At 64.5% G+C, this 17,862-nt stretch carries 19 protein-coding genes; all 19 read left to right on the top strand.

Annotation, left to right across the window (positions count from 1 at the left end; genetic code table 11):
* Nucleotides 1-54: 54 nt before the first annotated feature.
* A complete protein-coding gene (locus tag Q8O14_07695) occupies nucleotides 55-1,956 on the top strand; it encodes an ATP-dependent DNA helicase (protein ID MDP2360621.1) in 1,902 nt (633 codons plus the stop codon).
* On the top strand, nucleotides 1,953-4,004 hold the full coding sequence (locus tag Q8O14_07690; GenBank protein ID MDP2360620.1) for a DEAD/DEAH box helicase family protein: 2,052 nt from the start codon (nucleotides 1,953-1,955) through the stop codon (nucleotides 4,002-4,004). Before Q8O14_07695 ends, Q8O14_07690 begins: the two co-directional genes overlap by 4 nt.
* A 9-nt stretch (nucleotides 4,005-4,013) precedes the next feature.
* On the top strand, nucleotides 4,014-5,405 hold the full coding sequence (locus Q8O14_07685) for a toprim domain-containing protein (GenBank protein ID MDP2360619.1): 1,392 nt from the start codon (nucleotides 4,014-4,016) through the stop codon (nucleotides 5,403-5,405).
* Between the two features lie 5 nt (nucleotides 5,406-5,410).
* On the top strand, nucleotides 5,411-6,934 hold the full coding sequence (locus tag Q8O14_07680) for a hypothetical protein (protein MDP2360618.1): 1,524 nt from the start codon (nucleotides 5,411-5,413) through the stop codon (nucleotides 6,932-6,934).
* A gap of 18 nt (nucleotides 6,935-6,952) precedes the next feature.
* Nucleotides 6,953-8,344 carry an AAA family ATPase gene (locus tag Q8O14_07675; GenBank protein MDP2360617.1) on the top strand — a complete coding sequence of 464 codons (1,392 nt, stop codon included), beginning with the start codon at nucleotides 6,953-6,955 and terminating at the stop codon, nucleotides 8,342-8,344.
* Nucleotides 8,334-8,948, top strand: a complete 615-nt coding sequence (locus Q8O14_07670; GenBank protein ID MDP2360616.1) for a hypothetical protein — start codon at nucleotides 8,334-8,336, stop codon at nucleotides 8,946-8,948. Before Q8O14_07675 ends, Q8O14_07670 begins: the two co-directional genes overlap by 11 nt.
* Before the next feature lie 16 nt (nucleotides 8,949-8,964).
* Nucleotides 8,965-9,378 (top strand): hypothetical protein, encoded by a 414-nt coding sequence (locus Q8O14_07665; GenBank protein MDP2360615.1) that lies wholly within the window; start codon nucleotides 8,965-8,967, stop codon nucleotides 9,376-9,378.
* Between the two features lie 171 nt (nucleotides 9,379-9,549).
* On the top strand, nucleotides 9,550-9,810 hold the full coding sequence (locus tag Q8O14_07660; protein ID MDP2360614.1) for a hypothetical protein: 261 nt from the start codon (nucleotides 9,550-9,552) through the stop codon (nucleotides 9,808-9,810).
* Nucleotides 9,807-10,292 (top strand): hypothetical protein, encoded by a 486-nt coding sequence (locus tag Q8O14_07655; protein ID MDP2360613.1) that lies wholly within the window; start codon nucleotides 9,807-9,809, stop codon nucleotides 10,290-10,292. The genes Q8O14_07660 and Q8O14_07655 overlap by 4 nt, the downstream gene beginning before the upstream one ends.
* A 10-nt stretch (nucleotides 10,293-10,302) precedes the next feature.
* On the top strand, nucleotides 10,303-10,803 hold the full coding sequence (locus Q8O14_07650; protein ID MDP2360612.1) for a hypothetical protein: 501 nt from the start codon (nucleotides 10,303-10,305) through the stop codon (nucleotides 10,801-10,803).
* Nucleotides 10,804-10,858: 55 nt separating this feature from the next.
* Nucleotides 10,859-11,230: a hypothetical protein gene (locus tag Q8O14_07645; protein ID MDP2360611.1), complete on the top strand. Its 372-nt coding sequence runs from the start codon at nucleotides 10,859-10,861 to the stop codon at nucleotides 11,228-11,230.
* Nucleotides 11,231-11,234: 4 nt separating this feature from the next.
* Nucleotides 11,235-11,528 carry a hypothetical protein gene (locus Q8O14_07640; GenBank protein ID MDP2360610.1) on the top strand — a complete coding sequence of 98 codons (294 nt, stop codon included), beginning with the start codon at nucleotides 11,235-11,237 and terminating at the stop codon, nucleotides 11,526-11,528.
* 39 nt (nucleotides 11,529-11,567) lie between these two features.
* Nucleotides 11,568-12,041: a hypothetical protein gene (locus tag Q8O14_07635; GenBank protein ID MDP2360609.1), complete on the top strand. Its 474-nt coding sequence runs from the start codon at nucleotides 11,568-11,570 to the stop codon at nucleotides 12,039-12,041.
* 172 nt (nucleotides 12,042-12,213) lie between these two features.
* Entirely contained in the window at nucleotides 12,214-12,906 is a 693-nt protein-coding gene (locus Q8O14_07630) for a hypothetical protein (GenBank protein MDP2360608.1), read from the top strand.
* Between the two features lie 35 nt (nucleotides 12,907-12,941).
* Entirely contained in the window at nucleotides 12,942-13,484 is a 543-nt protein-coding gene (locus tag Q8O14_07625) for a helix-turn-helix domain-containing protein (protein MDP2360607.1), read from the top strand.
* Nucleotides 13,485-14,081: 597 nt separating this feature from the next.
* On the top strand, nucleotides 14,082-15,452 hold the full coding sequence (locus Q8O14_07620; protein ID MDP2360606.1) for a PD-(D/E)XK nuclease family protein: 1,371 nt from the start codon (nucleotides 14,082-14,084) through the stop codon (nucleotides 15,450-15,452).
* A gap of 227 nt (nucleotides 15,453-15,679) precedes the next feature.
* A complete protein-coding gene (locus tag Q8O14_07615; protein ID MDP2360605.1) occupies nucleotides 15,680-16,360 on the top strand; it encodes a hypothetical protein in 681 nt (226 codons plus the stop codon).
* A gap of 558 nt (nucleotides 16,361-16,918) precedes the next feature.
* Nucleotides 16,919-17,566 carry a proline-rich domain-containing protein gene (locus Q8O14_07610; GenBank protein ID MDP2360604.1) on the top strand — a complete coding sequence of 216 codons (648 nt, stop codon included), beginning with the start codon at nucleotides 16,919-16,921 and terminating at the stop codon, nucleotides 17,564-17,566.
* Between the two features lie 45 nt (nucleotides 17,567-17,611).
* A partial coding sequence (locus Q8O14_07605) for a hypothetical protein (protein MDP2360603.1) occupies nucleotides 17,612-17,862 on the top strand: 251 nt, incomplete at its 3' end.

Raw genomic sequence — 17,862 nt, 5'->3', positions numbered from 1 at the left:
GCCCAACCGAAGCCGACCCTCACGATGGACGAGATCTTCGGCCCAGGTGGACTGATGGCCCAGCAGCTCCCCGGCTACATGCTACGCGAGAGCCAGCTCATCATGGCGCGCGAGGTGGCCGCGGCACTGGCGACCGGCAGCAACCTGCTGGTGGAGGCGCCGACGGGGACTGGGAAAGGCATGGCGTACTGTGCGCCCGCCATCCAACACGCCCTGGCCACGGGCCAGCGCGTGCTCATCGCCACGGCCAATATCGCCCTGCAGGAGCAGCTGGTGCAGAAGGACCTGCCTTTCCTGGCGGGCATCCTGCCCGAGCCGTTCCAGTTCACCCTGCTCAAAGGCCGGTCGAACTTTTTATGCAAGGACCGCCACGACGAGCACAAGAGCCAGCTCTTCGCCGGCGCCGTGTCGGACGAGGACCAAGACGAGTTCGACCAGGTGCTGGCCTGGGCCGGCACGACATCAACGGGCGACACCAATGAGATCCCCTTCAGGGTTTCCCCGCGCGTCTGGCGTCACTTTTCCGTGGCCGACACCAGCGAGTGCGCCGGCTGTAAGCTTCTCTGCTTCCACCGGGCGGCCGTGACGGAAGCGGAGGACGCGCAGGTGGTGGTCTGCAATTATCACCTGCTCTTCGCCCACCTGATGGTCCAGCAGGCCACGGCCGGCAATGCCGGCGTCGTCCCGCCCTTCGATGTCCTCATCTGCGACGAGGCCCACGAGATCCCGGACATCGGCAGCGACTTCGCCGGCGAGCAGATCGGTCGCTGGAGCTTCCGCGGATTCAAGCGACACCTGTCCCAGAGCGGATTCCAAGCCCTGGACCAAGCGGCGGAGAACCTCGCGCGCGCCATCAAGCAGATGAGCTTCACGCACGGCGCCCCGGGCAGCGGCCGCATCAAGGAAGCGGGCTTGATTGATGAGGGCCCCATCCTGGACGCCCTACGCGACGCTCTGCGCGAGCTGAAGGCCTTGAGGCGCCAGCACCTGGAAGACTCAAAGGAGTTCAAGCAGCTGGAGCGCCAGGAAGAGCAATGCTGCCAGCTGGCCAGGCGTGTCAAGGCCCTCATCTGGCAGGAACACGCGGAGTGGGTTTACTGGACTGAACGCGTGGAGTCCGCGTCCGGCGAGACGTGGAAGCTCTGCGGCAAGCCGGTCTCGATCGCGGCCTTCGTACGCCAGTCCCTGCTGCCCTGGGTGTCAAGTTTCATCGCCACCAGCGCCACGTTGACCACCACGCGAAGCGACTTCTCCTTCATCCGCGAGCGCATCGGCCTGTCCGTGGAAACGCGGCAGGTGATCCTGCCCAGCCCCTTTGACTTCGACCGGGCGGCCCTGTTGGTGGTTCCGGCCGGCCTGCCCGAGCCGAACGCGCCGGAGTTCCGGGACCGCGTCCACAACCTCTTGCACGAGGCCGTGCTGCTCTCCCAGGGGCGGGCCCTGCTCCTCTTCACCTCCAGCCAGGGAATGCGGGCCGCGCATGATCTGGTGGCGCCGGAATTCGAGCGGGCCGGCTACCGCTGCCTACGCCAGGGTAGCGCCCCCTCCACCCTCCTCATCAAGCAGTTTCAGGAGGACGTGCACAGCGTGCTTTTCGCCACCAGGACCTTCTTCCAGGGCATCGATGTGCCTGGGGAGAGCTTGTCCCTGGTCGCCCTCGACCGCCTGCCCTTTCCCTCGCCGGCGGATCCCGTCATGGACTACATCGCCGAGCACGATGCGAAGGGCTGGTTCTTTCACCACAGCCTGCCCGTCGCCCTGATCACGTGGAAGCAAATCTTCGGACGCCTGATCCGCCGGCACGATGACCGCGGCGTGGTCCTGCTTTTGGACGGCCGGGTCACCACCAAGAAGTACGGGCGCCAGTTCCTGAAGGCCATCCCGGGCGGGCGCATGAGCCACGAGGTGGCGTCCATCAAGAGCTTCCTCTCCACCAGCGAGGACCCCTTCGAATGAGCATCCACGTCGCCAGCGTGATTCGCATCCCTCTGGCCGAGCTGCCGGCCCGCGCCCGCGAGCAACTGGAAAGGGCGCTGTCCTACGCAAACCCCGCCTACGTGGCGGCCAAGAAGCGCGGGATCCAAGTGCCCAAAGAGAAAGTGGACGGCCGCTGGCGGGAGATCCCCAAGCGGCTGGAGGGCTTCCACGTTGACCCGCATCACCACTGGTGTGCCCCACGCGGAGCGATCGCCCTTCTGAAGGAGGTGCTGGTCCCCTGGCCGGGCGCCCAAGACCACCGGGCGACGTGGGAGGCGGCCATCCCTCCCTTCCATCCCCCGCTGCGGACCTACCAGGTGGCGGCCAAGACCGCCATGGTCCAGCGCCAGCAGGGCGTGGTGGTCATCCCCGCCGGCGGCGGCAAGACCTTCACGGCCCTGGCGGCCCTGGCCGAGATTGGGCAGCGCACGCTGATCCTCGTCCACACGCTGGATCTGCTGGAACAGTGGCGGGAGGAGATCGAGGAGCATTTCGGGTTCCTGCCAGGCGCGCTGGACCTGCGGACCAGCCCGCCCATCACCGTGGCCACGGTGCAAACCTTGACCCGACTGGAGACCGGCGCCCTCACGCGCGAGCTGGGGCAGTACGGGTGCCTCATCCTGGACGAGGGCCACCACTCCCCAGCCAGCACCTTCGACCGCGTCGTGAATGCCTGCCCGGCCAAGTGGCGTTTGGCGCTGACGGCCACGCCCGAGCGCGAGGATGGGCTGACCCAGAAGCTCTACCACACCTTTGGCCCCATCCTCCATGAGACCCACCAGGCGGACCTGCTACAAGGCGGCTACCTGGTTCCAGCCATCGTCCACGAGGTCCACACGGCCTTCACGTTTCCCTACCGCGGCGCCGGCGACTGGCAGGCGCTGACCGACGCCCTGGCCAAGGACGAGGCGCGCCGTGCCCTGGTGCTGGACACGCTGGAAGCCCTCCACCAGGACGAGGAGCGCGCGATTCTGGTGCTTTCCGGCCGCGTGGAGGACCACCTGGTGCCCCTTTTCCAGGCGGCAAAGGCACGAGGCATCGTTGGCGAGCTGCTGGCCGGGAAGGTGAAGAAGGACACCCGGCGCCTGATCCGGCACGCGGTTCGGTCCGGACATGTGCGCGTGCTCTTCGCCTCGACCGTCGCCGACGAGGGCCTCAACATCCCCGAGCTCAACACCCTGCTGCTGACCTTCCCCGCCAAGGCCGAGGGACGCGTTGAGCAGCGCGTGGGGCGCGTGATGCGCGCGTCGCCAGGCAAGATCCGAGGCGAGGTCTTTGACTTCATCGACAGCGCCGTCACGAACGTGGACAACGACACGAAGCCCCTGCTGCGCCAGTATGCCAGCAGGAAGGCCGCCTACAAGAAGCTCATGGCGACGATCGTGAAGACCCAGCCGGCCAGCCAGGCGCAGCAACTCGAAGCGGCGCCGGCGACCATCCTGGCAGCCCCCGCCATCATCGTTCGGCCCGGCGGGCCCGCCCGCACCGCCGTCGGCATGGACCCGTCCTTCACGCACTTCGCCCTGGTGGCCGTCGACCTGGCCACCTGGTGGCCTGTGGCCATGACCACCCTCACGACCCAGCCCAGCGACAAGAAACTCGGCCTGCGCAAGGCCGACGACGATGGCCGCCGACTGGAGATCCTGGCCACCGGGATCCGCGACTTCCTCCTGGCTTACCCGCCGGTCATCCTCTGCTGCGAGACGCCGTCCAGTGGCGCGCAGAGCGCCGCGGCCTTGAAGGGCCTGGCCTATGCCAAAGCCCTGCTGGTGGCGGCGCGCGTCTATCACGAAGTGCCCACCATCTGGCTCTTGCCGGGCGAAATCAAAGAGCGCGTGGGCGGCGGCCTGACTGCGACGAAGGCCCGTGTGGCCGACGTGGTGCGAGCTGTTCTGACCCATGACGGCCGCCAGTGGGCCGGGGCAGGCTGGGACGCCACCAAGGACCGAAGCGAGCACCAGTACGACGCCGCGGCGGCCATCCTGGCCGCGCGTCACGAAGACCTCTTCATGGCGGCCATGCGATAAGGAGCCCATGTGGGGCACTACCTAGATCTCGCTGAGCGCATCAAGCGCGAGCTGACCATGGACAAGCTCGTTCCGCATCACACGGGACGAAAGCCCATCCGCTGCCCGCTTCCTGGCCACGCGGATAAAAACGGATCGTTCATCGTTTACAGCGAGACCAACTCCTGGTGGTGCCCCAGCCACCAGACGACCCCGTGTGGTGGCAGCCCCATTGACTTCATCATGGCGGACAAGGGCCTCGACTTCAAGGGGGCCGTGCGCTACGCAGCCGAGCTCATGCACCTGGACCTGGCGCCGCCCACGGAAGAAGAACGGGCGGTCGAGGAGGCCAAGCACAAGCGTGAGGAAACCCTGAGCGTCCTGGCGCGCTACGCGCACGGCCAGCTCATGGCGGACACGGAACCCGCTCGCCAGGCGCGCGCCTATCTGGAAGGCCGTGGCTTCGTGGTGGAACTCCTGAAGGAGCACGTGGTCGGGCTTGTCAATCTGGCCAAGGTCTATCAGGTCAGGGCCACGCATCCCATCCTGGGCGAGTTCAATCAGGCCGACTTCGAAGAGGCTGGGCTTCGCACGGAGCGGGGCGGCTTGCTCTTCCGCGACACCCGCATCTCCTTCCCCTTGCTCAAACGCCACCGCGCCACGGGCATGTCCTTCCGCGCGCTTCCAGACTCCGAGGACAGGCGCAAGTTCGTCCACCTTGCCGGCCAGGCCGCGGGCCTCTGGAACGTGGACGCCCTGCACAACCCCGAGCGCAAGCTGGTGCTGGCGGAAGGCATCCCGGACGCCCTGCAGGTGGACACCTGGGGCATCCCCGCCGTCGGCAACCTGGGCCTGGAAGTCGCCAAGAACGCCCACCTCTTCGCCCACCTGAAGGACGTCACCCTCGTTTGGGACAACGACGCCGCCGGCCGTGGACGCGTGGTGAGGTCCGCGCGCACCATCCAGGCCGCCCTCCGGGACGGCGAGGTGCGCATCCTGCACATGCCGGGCGAGAAGGACATCAACGACTGGGCGCGCGCCGGCGGCACGAAGGAGGAATTCCAGGCCCTGCTGGATGGCGCGCCGGACCTGATCGAATACCAGATCGAACAGCTGCCCGACGTAAAGGCCGGCGGGAAAATGCGGCGCGAGGATCAGGCTGCGGTGCAGGATGTCCTGGAGTCCATGACAGCCCTGTCTGAGCTGCGCCAGGCCGTCTATCTGGATCTGCTGAAGAAGCGTTGCGGACTCCAGATGGGCAGCCTTCGCGCGTCGCTGAAAGAGATCAAGTCGACTCAGGCAGAGCGGGCGCGGGCACAGGAAGCCGTTGTGCAAATGGAAACGAGCGCCGCAAGCAAGCTCATCTTCGAAGACACACTCCCCTACATCGCCTCTCTCTCCTTCACAACGGAAAGGACTTAAGCAGCATGAGCAATTTTCCCACCGCCAACATCGGTCTATGGATGGACGTCGACGACAACGGATTGCGCATCAAAGAGCGCTACGTGATCGAATCGTCGATCACGGATGACGGCATCCACGTGGTGCTGGTCCCGTACAAAAATCGTCAAGTGAATGACCCCAAACTCACGCGTTTCCCCGATCCGGACTTGCCACGGTGGAGCCACCCATCCGCCATCCCCTTCAGCGTCGAGCGCTTCCTGAAGGACCCGGCCGCCAACACGCCCAATACCGCCGAGCTCTTCCAAGACATCCGGGCCCTCTTGAAGGAGTTCATTTGGTACCCGGCAGACCACGAGTTCGACATCATCGCCCTTTGGATCATGATGACCTACGTCTACCCGCTCTTCGGCACGCTGGGCTACCTGCACTTCAACGGCATCACGGGATCGGGCAAGTCCCTCTCGCTGGACTTCATCGCCGCCCTGGCCTTCAACGCCCGCAAGACCACCAGCATCACCGAGCCGGCCCTCTTCCGTTTGGTGCACGCCAACCGCTCCACCGTCATCCTGGACGAGGCGGAGAAGCTGAGCCACCCCAAGCCCGGGACCATGGAGGCCACCATCCGCCTGCTGTTGAACGACGCCTACAAGAAGGGGGCGAGCGCCAGCCGCACGAACATGGACACGGGCATGGTGGAGATGTTCGAGACCTTTGGACCCAAGTGCCTGGGCAGCATCAACGAGATCGACCATGTCTTCGGCAACCGCTGCGTTGTCATCCACAGCCTGAAGAAGCAAAAGGACGTGCGGCTCAAGGACTACGCCCAGAACGCGGCGGAGATCGAGGCGCGCACGATTGCGCTCAGGAACCGCCTTCACTGCTGGGCCCTGACCAAGTTCCTCGTGCTGCACCAGATCTACACCGTGGACCTCATGGGTGCGCTGCCGGACCTCATCAGCCGGGAGCGGGAGATCTGGCTCCCCCTGATCACCATCGCCCATCAGGTGGACCGAGAATCCAATCTGGACGAAACGCAGTCCCTGGTCGACATCCTTCTCAAGACCCAGAAGGAAAAGGAGAAAGAGCGGGACGAGCGGGCCCGCCGCGAGAACCTGGACATCCTCATCCTGCAGACGCTGCTGAACCTGATCACGGGTGACGACCGGAAGATCTACGAGATCCTGATGGCCCCCCACGTCTTTTTCTCACACAAGCTGGCCGAGGCCATTCACGCCGAGCTCGTCGATGATGGCGCGTGGCCCTTCGAAAAGAAGCTGACCACCAACCGCCTGACCAACACGCTGAAGACCCACCACGTCATCACGGAGAGCGACATCAGCCGCCCCACGGATGGTGGGAAGCGTGTGCGGGCGTTCCGCCTGCTCGAAGCAACCCTGAACGAGGCTTTGCGGCGCCTCCAAGGCCAGGAAGAGGAGGACGTGGGCCAGGATGCCAAGCCAGCGGCAGCAGCCTCCACACAGCCGCCTGTGCCGCTAGGAAGGCCCACCCAGACCAACATCAGCGACGACGAACCACTCCCCTTCTGACAGAAAGGACAGTCCCCCATGGCGAAGACCACCAAGCCGGCCCACCAGCTGGCGGACAGCTACCGCATCGTCGGGCTTGAGGCCGAGGACTTCATGCGCCTGAAGGCCGTGCGGATTGCTTTCGACCCGGCGGCCCACGCCGTCGATCTCTCCGGCGAGAATGGTCAGGGCAAGACCAGTGTCATCCAGGCCATCTGGACGGCCCTGGGCGGCGCCAAGGTCACGCCGGGCGAGCCCGTGCACGAGGGCGCCGAGAAGGCCACCATCGTGCTGGACTTGGCGCCGGCGGACGACGCCCGCTCGAACAGCCCGCGGCGCATCCGTGTGACGCGGACGGTCACGGCCGAGGGCGGCTGGGGCCTGAAGATCTGGACCCCGGACAAAGGGAGCTTCCCGAGCCCCCAGGCCATCCTCGACGCCTTCTACCACACCCTGTGCTTCGACCCCAGCGAGTTTGTGCGCATGAAGGCCGAGCACCAGAGCAAGGTCATGATCGACCTGGCCGGCGTGAAGGAGCCCATCGATGCGCTGAAGACCCGGCGCCAGGGGGTCTACGATCAGCGGACGGACGTCAACCGCGACCTGAAAGCCGCCCAGTTGCGCCTGGACGCCCTGGACATGCCGGCCTCAAGTGTCCCCGAGGAAGTCAGCCTGACGGAGCTGACCCGCCAGATGGACGCCGCGCGGCTGGTGGAGGACGCGGGTGCCGCCACGCGCCAGGCGCTGCATGATCTCTACCAGGAACATGCCGAGGCCAAGGCCGAGGTTGCTCGCCTGGAGATTGCCCTCACGGCCGCGCGGGAACGTGTGACCAGCCTGGTGGCGCAGGGCAAGGAGAAAAAGCTGCTCGTGGATGCCCTGCAGCCGTCAGGCCTGGAGGCCCTGCGGGCCAAGCTGACTACGGCAGAGGCCGACAACGAGCTGGCCCGCGAGGCCAGGAAGTACCGGGAAACGGAGGCCGAGGTCACGCGCCTGCAGGGCGAGAGCGAAACCCTGACCACCAGCATCGACGCGGTGAACGACGAGATCTCCCAGGTGCTGCTCAGCGCCAAGCTGCCCATCGACGGTCTGGCCATCACCGAGGACGGCACCATCCTCTACCGCGGGAAGCCCTTTGCGCAGGCCAGCGACGCCGAGCGCCTGGAGGTCTCGCTGGCCATGGGCGCGGCCATGCATCCCAAGCTCAAGTTCCTGGCCCTGCGCGAGGCCTCGATGATGACGGAGCGAACGCGCGAGCGCGTGAAGGCCTGGGCGACCGAGCAGGACCTCATGGTTCTCTTCGAGCTGGCCACCAGCCAGGAGATCGGGATCCACATCGTGGACGGCGGCGTCGCTGGAGCGGGCAGCGATCCCCGCGAGACTGCAGACCTGACGCCCGAACCCGACCCCGCGGACGACGATGAGGGTTGACGCCATCGATCGCTGGCCGGGGGGCGCGCAGCCCCTGTTCTTCGCGACCCCGGAAGCCTGGGAGATCCTGCATCTCCTGGATCGCCGCGGCCTGTCCATGAATGAGAAGCTGCAGCGATTGGCGCCCTATTCAATGCGTGACATCCGCGGAGCCTACTTCCTGACCCGGGAACGTGGCGCGCTGCAGCGGCGCGAGACTCTAGTGTTCGGGGAGGACCGTGGCCGCGCGGACCGCATCAGCGCCAGGAATGCCCTGCGCCGGGCGTTCTGCCAAGCTCAGGCGATGGAAGAGGCCGCGCAACTTGAGCGAGAGGCCGAGTCCATCCTGGAGCAGGTGCGGGCCTCCCCGCCGGCCAAGGTTGGCCACCGGATCAAATCCGCCCGCCAGGTCCTGGCCCTGGCGAGTTCCCTGCAGCCGCTTCCGGTGCGGCTGCAATTGCTCATGGAGGTGCGCGTGGAGGACCTGGCGGCGGGCATCGCGCGCCTGCAAGCGCTGACTCCTGGCCGGTTCATTCACGCCCGCTGGCCAACGCCTCACGAGCGCCACATGACCACCCGTGCTTTGGAGCTGGCGATCGGGCTTCTGGCCGAAAGGGACAGGTAGGCACGGAGGGTCATCCATGGCCACACCCAAGAAGAAGCGGCGGCCTGGCGCACCCCTGCGCGAGGACATCAACACGGATCCCCGCTGGGTCAACTGGGAGTTCCTGGCCGCCTTCGGTGTAGACGATACCGGCCATACTTACCTGGACGCCATCAAGCAGCACTGCTGCGTCAAGAGCGACGAGGACCAGTGGATGGAGGACCTGGTGCGGCGCGCACACCAGGTGCATGACCGGGCCGGGCACAGCGCCATGGGCCGGAACGCCGCCTGCGACTTCTTCCGCAAGGCAGGCATGGTCCTGCTGCCGGACTTCATGGACGACCTAGGTGTGGGGGGCACACTGAAGCCACGTGCGGCGTTCTGGTGGCCGGCCGCGCTCACAACCGTAATCGTGCACACGAACTGGAAGGTCTCTTCCATGCCCGCTTAGTCTTGTGCCCTCCGCATTTTTCTCACCTTTTTCGAACCCCCTGTCCGATTTCGGCCCTTTCGCCGCCCCTTTGGTGGGAAACACCAACGGCGGAGGCGGCATGCCCATTCCCATCCAAACCTCCAAGCGCGTCACCATCGCGCCCACGTGCGCCAACGGATGTGGCGCAAAGTGAAGATCGCGTCCGAGGACTCCAGCCGAATCCTGGCGGCCATCCGCACAGAGCTTGGACACGACCCCGCGCGCCCGCCGGCCTATCTGACAGAGGTCGAAACCGCCACCGTCCTTCACCAGAAGCGCTCCAACATCCGCAACTGGCGCTACGCCGGCAGCCAGCCCCTCCCCTGGCGAAAAGTCGGCGCCGTCGTCCTCTACCTGGCTGACGACGTCGCCCAATTCCTGCTGACCAAATCCTCTGGAGAGAAAGCATGACCACCCAGCTTGTCGCACTGGGCATTGTCGCCGTTTGTCTGCCCCTCGCATGGCTGTGGCACCGCCACGACGTCCGTCGCCAGGTGGCCACGGACCGCGCCGCTTGGCGCCTGGAGATCGCCCGCGGCCTGTCGGAGGCAGCTGCCGCCACGGCTGCGGCATCGGAGGCCGCCAGCGAAGCCATCACCACGATTGCCGAGGCCATCCAAAGCACGGGCGAGATGGGACTGCTGGAATCCAGGGTGCTCATGGAGCGCGTCAAGGCTGGCGCCCAGGCCGACGACAGACGTTCCCGCCAGGACCTCCTCATGCGCCTGGCGGCCACCCTGCAAGGCCTCGCCGGCGCGCGCGAGCTCATCCGCGTCATGCTCCCCGAGACCCGCCGCGACACCGGCCTGCAGGGCGACGCCATCACGCTGCTTGACGCGACGGAAAGCGCCTGCAAGGGCCTCCCCACCCTCGTCACCAACCCCACTTCATAGGAGCCCGCGCATGACGAGAGCCAAGCAACACACCCAGGACGCGACCACGCCTGCCCCGGAAGGGGTGAAGGCGCCGCGCCCGCCACAGACGGACCTGGATGCCTACGACCGCCAGCTGAAGCACGTGTTCGAACTCCAGGCCATCACGAGCGACCCGAGTTGGGCATGGTTCTTCGGCGGCATGCTGAGTGACTCGGTGACGGCCACCAAGGCGCTGAAGTCCTGCGAGAAGATGAACGACGTGATCCGCTGCCAGGCCACCATCGCCTATGTGGAAAACCAGCTGGCCAGGCTGCGCCAGCCGGCGGAAGACCTCAACGCCATGCGCGAGCGCTGGCCTCTCTTCTTCCAGGACCATCCCTACCGCGCCGACTTCGACGAGCTGAGCGGGCGCGTGACCGTGATCCACTTGGAGGGCGAAGCCTGCGGCATCGGCCAGCCCGAGCCGATGGTGACGGCCGGCGACCCCAAGCCCAGGACGGCGGAGCCCGGCGACCCCTTCGACGACTGACAACCAGGACCTGCCTGGGGCGCCCGCGGCCCCAGGCGAGCACGCGAGGACATCCATGAGCACACTCAACAAACAGCACCTGGCCCTGCGCCTCCGGGCCGCATTCGGCTACTCGGACCGCGATGCCCGCCGGACGGTTCGGGACTTCCTGGTCGTCCTGCGTGACCTCCTGGAAGACCTGGACACGGACGAGAGCCTGGGCCTGGAGCATATCGGGAAATTCGAGTCCCAAGCCAAAGCATGCCTTTCTGGGAAGAGCCACCACCACCTGCGGTTCAAGCCGTCCATTCCCATGGCCACTCTGTTCTACCAGCGCCCGCTTCCGGATGACGACCCACGCGTCATCGCAGCCAAGGAGCGGCGGGCCATGCTGGACGCATTGCCACGGCCGCCTTGGTGGCGGAAGCCTGCGCAGCGGGAGGCATGATCCCATGCGCCCCCTTGGCCAAAACCCAAGCGCCGCCGAGGTCCTGGCCGGCATCATGGACGCCCTGATTGTCCCACGCGACACGCCCTGGGACGAGCTTCCTCACGTGGTGGCCTTGCGCTGCCGGCCCATCCGCCGCGAGGACCTCTTGGGCCTGATCCTGGGTAGCCTGACGTACGCGGTCGATGCCCACGGCCCGATTGACCACCAGCACCTCCACAGCGCCACCACGCGCGTCACGGACGCTCTCCACGCCTACCTGAAGGCCAAGAGCACGGGCGGCGACGCCAATTCTTAAGCACCCCGCAAGACCCATCAACAACCAAGGAGAATGCACATGAAGACGTCCGCAATCGCTCTCATCCTGGTGCTCGTCCTGGCGCTTGGCGCCATCGCCCAGGATGCCCCCGAGCTGGTCACGCCGACCTACGGCCAGCACTGCGTCCCGGCCACGGGCACGCGCTTCGCCTGGCTGCCCAAGGCCAGATACCACAACTGGGAATTGCAGGTGGCCGACAACCCGTGGCTGGCGCATCCCCTGGTCCAGGTCCAAGTGATGACGACGCACTACCGGTTCGCCGGGACGCTGCCGGCCTGGACGCATCTCTACTGGCGCGTGTTCTACATCAACGACGAAGGTCAGTGGTACTACTCGTGCCTGGGACACTTCTGGACCGCGCCCGTCATTCACCGCCCTGAGTTCTTGGACGAGGAGGTCCACCAGGCCACCCACTGCCCGTGCTGGACAAAGCGGCCCGTGGACACACTGCGCCGCGCCCGCCTTTGGCGGGGCGCTGGAGGAGGACGCTAGGCCGCGGCCACGTGATAACTGATGGTCGGCACGCCCCTGGTGGCCGCCACCCGCTGGCGCTGGGGCGTGCCCCATTGCGGCACGTGGCATGGCCGAAGGTCAATGCAAATGTGACACAGGGCAGGATGGAACACCCTGATGGACAAGAAAAACAATAGAAAAGGACGTCCCCGTGAACATCTCACAGACAGCAATCGACATCTGCTCTGCCTTTGCCAAAGGCCACCAGCTCGGGCTGATCAGCCGCGACGTGGCAGACCCTGCCATGAAAGCCAACAGCCTCTACGCCACAACCATTGAGCGCGAGTGCTTCCACCTGGGCGTCGCCGCCGGATATGAACGGGCCACGGGCAACTGTGGCCGTAGCCTGGCCAGGTCCCTGGCGGAGGAAGTTTGCCTGACGGCGCCGGGCGAGGTCCTGACCCAGCGGGCCGTCGACTTCAACCTGAAGCAAGTCGAAGGCGATCCCGTGGGGGCACTGCGCGCCGCCAACATCGCCCTGGCCAACGCCGGCCATCTGCACCAGATGGTGGGCGACAACTTCATCGTCAACGACGTGCCCCACGCCATCGCAGACATGGCCAAGGAGATCACCTACCTGAAGGCCTGGCTGAACATCCTGCTGGCGTCAGTCAAGGAGAAAAAGAAGCGCATCACCCTCTCCCCAGAGCACGCCCACGAAGCCCTGTTCAACGCCTGGCGCGTCCTGGACAAGGCTGGCGTTCCGGACACCACCCACAACGGAGTAGACAACCCCTACGCCATCGCCCAGTGCATCGAGCAGCTGGTGGATGAACGCGACCAGGCACTGGCGGCCAAGCGCGGGCTGCTGGACGTGTCCGCAAACGCCGCCGACGCAAGCTGAGTCAATGAGAATCGCCAACAGAAAGACAACCCCCGATGGGCGACACCCCCACCCTCGACCCCAACCAGGACAAGCTCTCCCCGCGGCTCATGGAATACCTGGCCACGCGCGAACGCCGCCTTGCGGAGAACATCGGCATCATGACAAGCAAGGCACTGGAGAGCTACCGTCAAACCCCTGAGATGCGCGACAAACGCGAAATCATCGATGGGATGAAGGAACTCAACAGACGCATCGAAGCCCTTGGGCGCCAGGTCGCGGCACACATCGACCAGCACGCGTCACAGGCGCGCGCAACTGCCAAATACCGCCCCAACGGTCGGGGATGGCCACGGGGCGTCGACGGCCGGCTGGAAGACCCCATGCTGCGCGCCCTCGCGCACAAGAAGATCGACCTGGGTCTCACCCGGCAGGAGCTGGCGGACGAATTGGGCGTCAACGCCAACACCATTTCTCACTGGTTGAACCGGCATTGGGCTCCACGCGGGGCAGAATACGACCGGGTGAAGAAGTGGGTGGACGAGATGGAAGGTGTGTTCGAGACGGAGTTTCGCGCGATGCGAGGGCTGCGCAAATGAGTGGCCTCTGTCCCGCTGTCCAAGAATTCGGTCCTGAATCAAGGACTGGTCGCGACCATTCGACCAAAACCACGAAGGCGGACATCGTGATACAAAGGTCCTGCTTGGTCGAATGGTCGCGACCAGTGGGGCATTCCGGCATTTTGCTTTGGGCAATCGGGCGTCCAAATAGCTTTGCTGGACCGCTGTCCAAACAAAATACCAGAGATAGGGGTGGTGCAAAAAAAAGAAAATCCTGCCCGCTGGATCGTGACCGCTCGACGAATGAAAATTGCTCTTTTTTAATTGTAAGTCGTCGTGCGGTCGCGAGCCAGCGGTCGTCCCACTTTTTCTTTTTTTCACCACCCCGTTCCATGGTTTTTCCAGCGATCCAACGGTCCATTGGGCATCTTGTTTTTAACGGGGATAAAACGCAGCAAGCACCACGCGTGTTGTTCCCCCCGTTCCCCCCGCTGTTTTTCCGGCAACTGCCGTTCCCCCTGCTTCCGCCCGCGCTGCGCCGCACACGCCCGCGCCGCGCCAGGCGCCCGTCCTGGGCCACACAGCCCCGCCCTGCCACGTTCACCCCACTCCCCGACCACCGGGAAGGACACGCCCATGCTTAGCCCCTGCAGCCTCGACACAATGTGCCGTAAGGACACGCCCCTCTTGGAGCCCGCCATTCCCGAGGGCTTCATTGTCCACAACGAGCACTGGTCGTTCTCGCGCCTCGACACCTACGCCAGGTGCCCACTCGCCTACAAGGCCAGATACCTGGATCCGCAGATCTACGGTGCCGACAACGTCCTGCCCCTGCCCGACCCCATGTCCCCTGCTCTCCTCGGCAACCTGTGTCACCGCACGCTGGAACTCGCTGGCCAGGTTCTCCACAAGGCCAGGCACAAGGGCCGGATCATGTACCAGCAGAAGCTCTTCTTCGAAAGCCTCTCCCAGGCCTTCCTGGAACACCCGCAGGCCAGCGGCCAGCTCCTCCAGGACGCCCAGGCCATCCTCGTCGAATACCTCGCCGCCGGCGACTTCTACGCCGACCAGATCATCGGACTCGAGTGGCCCTTCGAACTCGTGCTCGAAGAGCCCGACGGCGACATCCTGCTTGTCGGCTTCATCGACCGCTTGGAGGTCACGCCCGAAGGCGTCGTGAAGATCCGCGACTACAAAACCAACCGCATGCTCTACACCAAGGACGAACTCAGGCAGTCCCTGCAGTCGTCCATCTACGAGATCGCCGTGCGCGAGTCCGAGGCCCTCGCCATCACACCCGACACGCCCGTCGACTTCGACTTCATCATGCTCCGGCACCGAACCATCCAACGGACCAGGCGCACCCCGTCCGACTTGAGCCTCGCTCTCCACCAGATCGTCACGCTGGTGCGCAGGTGCGAGCGCTCCACGTGCTTCGAGCCCCAGCTCAACAAGTACTGCGGCTACTGCGACCACAAGATCCGCTGCAGCCTCTGGCGCGAGGTCGTCGCACGCGGCCTGCCCCAGGCCCACATCGAACCGATGGACCTCTCCGCCATCGCCGTCGAATACGACCGCCTGTCCAGCGTCGCCAAGATCCTCTACGGCCGCAAGGAAGAGCTGGCCGACCTCATGAAGATCCACTTGATCGGAAACGAGCAGATCGAGACGCCCACGCATCTCTTCCGCACGACGCCGGCCAACGAGACCACCTTCCTCGACCCGCATAAGGTGGCCAGCCTGCTCGCACACGCCTACAACCGCACCGTCGCCCAGGTCCTCCGGCGCATCGGTCGCATTTCGAAGACGGAGTTCGACTCGGTCATGAAGGACGCCCAGGGCCGGCTGACCGCCACGGCCTGGAAGGAACTGCAAGAGGCGATCACGCCACTCATCGAGACCATGCCCAACCCCAAGCTCCAGGCCTACAAACGCCCGGTGGAAGAGCCGGAGCTCAAACCACGCCGCGCGCCCAGGCCGAAGGTCAAGCGGCGGATCAAAGTGTGACGGCCACTTTCTCAGAAATGAGAAAACGGTGCCCGGATTCTCAGAATTGAGAAAACGCGGGAAGTGCAGGCGCTTCGAGAGCTGGCAAGGCAAATGGGGGTATGTGGATGCGAGGATTCTCTTAATGGGACAGGCACTTAGGGCGCGGAAATGGACCGCGACTTCCGCGTGAGCCCGCCCGCCCAAAGCTGGGCGGCGGGTCCAGAGGGGAACCCATGGAGGTGAGCGTGAAGCAGGAGCCAGGGAAGATCGATACCAGCGACCAGGCCGGGCCCGTCTCGATAGGCCCGCGCTGCGGCACGGACCTGGGCGACGGCAGGGTTTGCCGAGTCTATGTGCCCGCGGCCGGCCTGCGCTGCGCGCTGCACCAGGACGTGTCGCCCGGCGATCTGGAGGCCAGGCTGGAGCTGCCGGCCGGCGTGGTCGTGCCGACGGTCTTCCCGAAGGATCAGGATCGCCAGCGGGCCCTGGAGGGTTACGTCGCCGAGATCTACCGGGACTACACCGGGCTCAACACCGGCGCAGACCTGCGCCAGATTCTGGTGGCCGGCGCGGCCTACGTGCGCCTGGTCCATGACTGCGCCACCATGGAGCCCAAGGCCCTGGACTTCCTGTCCAAGATTGTGGACAGGCACCTGCGGAACCTGAAGGCGACGCCCAAGGAGATCGCCGATGGCCAGGCGCGCGGCGTCAAGGGCGGCGCACAGTTGGGTGCCTTGGCGGCTGCCGCCGGCGTGGGCGCCCTGCTGGAACGTGTACGGGCAACCATGACCCCGGGCCAACTGAAGGCCCTGCAGGCCGGCGGCGCGCCACGTGGCCTGGGCGTGGAGGCCATGGGCGCGCCAGGCGCCGGCGTGGAGGTGCCCCAGGACGACGACGACCAGACGGCGGACCCCTTCGGGGATTGATCATCTGGGGCCCCAAATGCCCAGAACCCGGAAACTGAGTCCGAGATCATGCCGCCCCAGATCAAGGCGGCCTTTGCGTGTCAAAGGGATCGCCCGCCAGGCGCCGGGCACTGAGTCCGAGAATCACTGTTCTCGGACATTGCAGCTGCCGGGGGCGGCAGCCCAGCGGCGGGGTGAACGGGCCAGCCCAGGGCGGAGCGGGGCGCTGAAGGCGGGACACGCGGCCTGCTGGCCCAACGGCGCAGCGGCTGCGGGCCGGGACGGCGCGCGCGCCGGCAGGTCCTGCCGGCCATGGGGGCTTGTGGATGGCGCACGCCGGCCGGCCGGCTGGATGGCGCAACCTGGTCTGCCTAGCCCGGCCTGGCGGCTGGCGGGGGGGTGTCCCGCGGCAAAGCGGCGGGCCCCGCCGGGGCACCTTGGCTGTAAGGGGTCCTTCCGCGCGCGGGCGGTTTGTTCATTAGGCATTCCGATGCTACTCTCATAAGAGAGTTAGTCGTTCAAGAAGTTCAAATTCTACGTGAACCAATGCCAGATCAGACTGAACGCATAAGTATCTGGATGAAGGAAAAGGAAGAGCTCTATAAAAGACAACTATCGAATTCAGAAAACTATGATAAAGCGATTCTATCTTATTCTGTTGCCGCTTTGGGATTCTCAATCGCGTTTATACGAAACACCAGACAATGGGCAGTTGCCGAGCACACATGGGTGTTATTGATATCATGGATTGCATTTGTATTCAGCATCATATTAGTAATAATATCATTTATGATAAGTCAAAAAGGCATTGAAGAACAACTCGAAATTAATAGAAAATATTACGAAGATGGCGAAGATGCCGCAGCAGATGAGGTCAATAAATTTGCGAATGCCACAAAATTCTGTAATTACGTAACAGGATCATGTTTTATCGTTGGAATTGTTCTTACGGCGATATTTGTCGGTCTAAACATGAATCAGGAGGGTCCCATGGCAGATCAAAAAAAGCCCCTACATGAAGGTGCCCCGATCCCACAGATCTCGAAGCCAACGAGTTCAGACATCGCCAAGGGCGCTCCTGTCCCAGGTGTTCAGCGGCTACCACGTGAAGCTCCCGCGACTGGACCTACGAATCCGCCTTCTGAAGGTGGGAGTACGAGCTCTAACCAAGCTTCGCCTTCGCAAACGCAAGCGACACCGCCTGGCAATTCAGGCAATAGTAAGTGAAGACACTGAGTTCAGGTTACTCGTTATCAAATGAAAGGGATAGAGATGATTAAGATTTCGTACGAAATAGACGGAAAAACTGCGACGAAGGAGCAATTTTTCGCATCATTGTCAATTAATTCTATTATTGGTGAAATTATTGAAGATATGAGTAAGGCAATATCCTCAGTAAAGTGCCCTGACCACGGAGAGAACCCGACTTTGATTGCAAAGGGTGTTGTGGATGGGAATTTAGAATATGAAGTGGTTGGTTGTTGTGAAAAGGCAAAGGATCTCGCCATGAATAAAATTGATGA

The organism is bacterium (genome assembly GCA_030685015.1).
Lineage (GTDB): Bacteria > CAIWAD01 > CAIWAD01 > CAIWAD01 > CAIWAD01 > CAIWAD01.
This window is presented reverse-complemented; position numbering and strand designations above follow the sequence as displayed.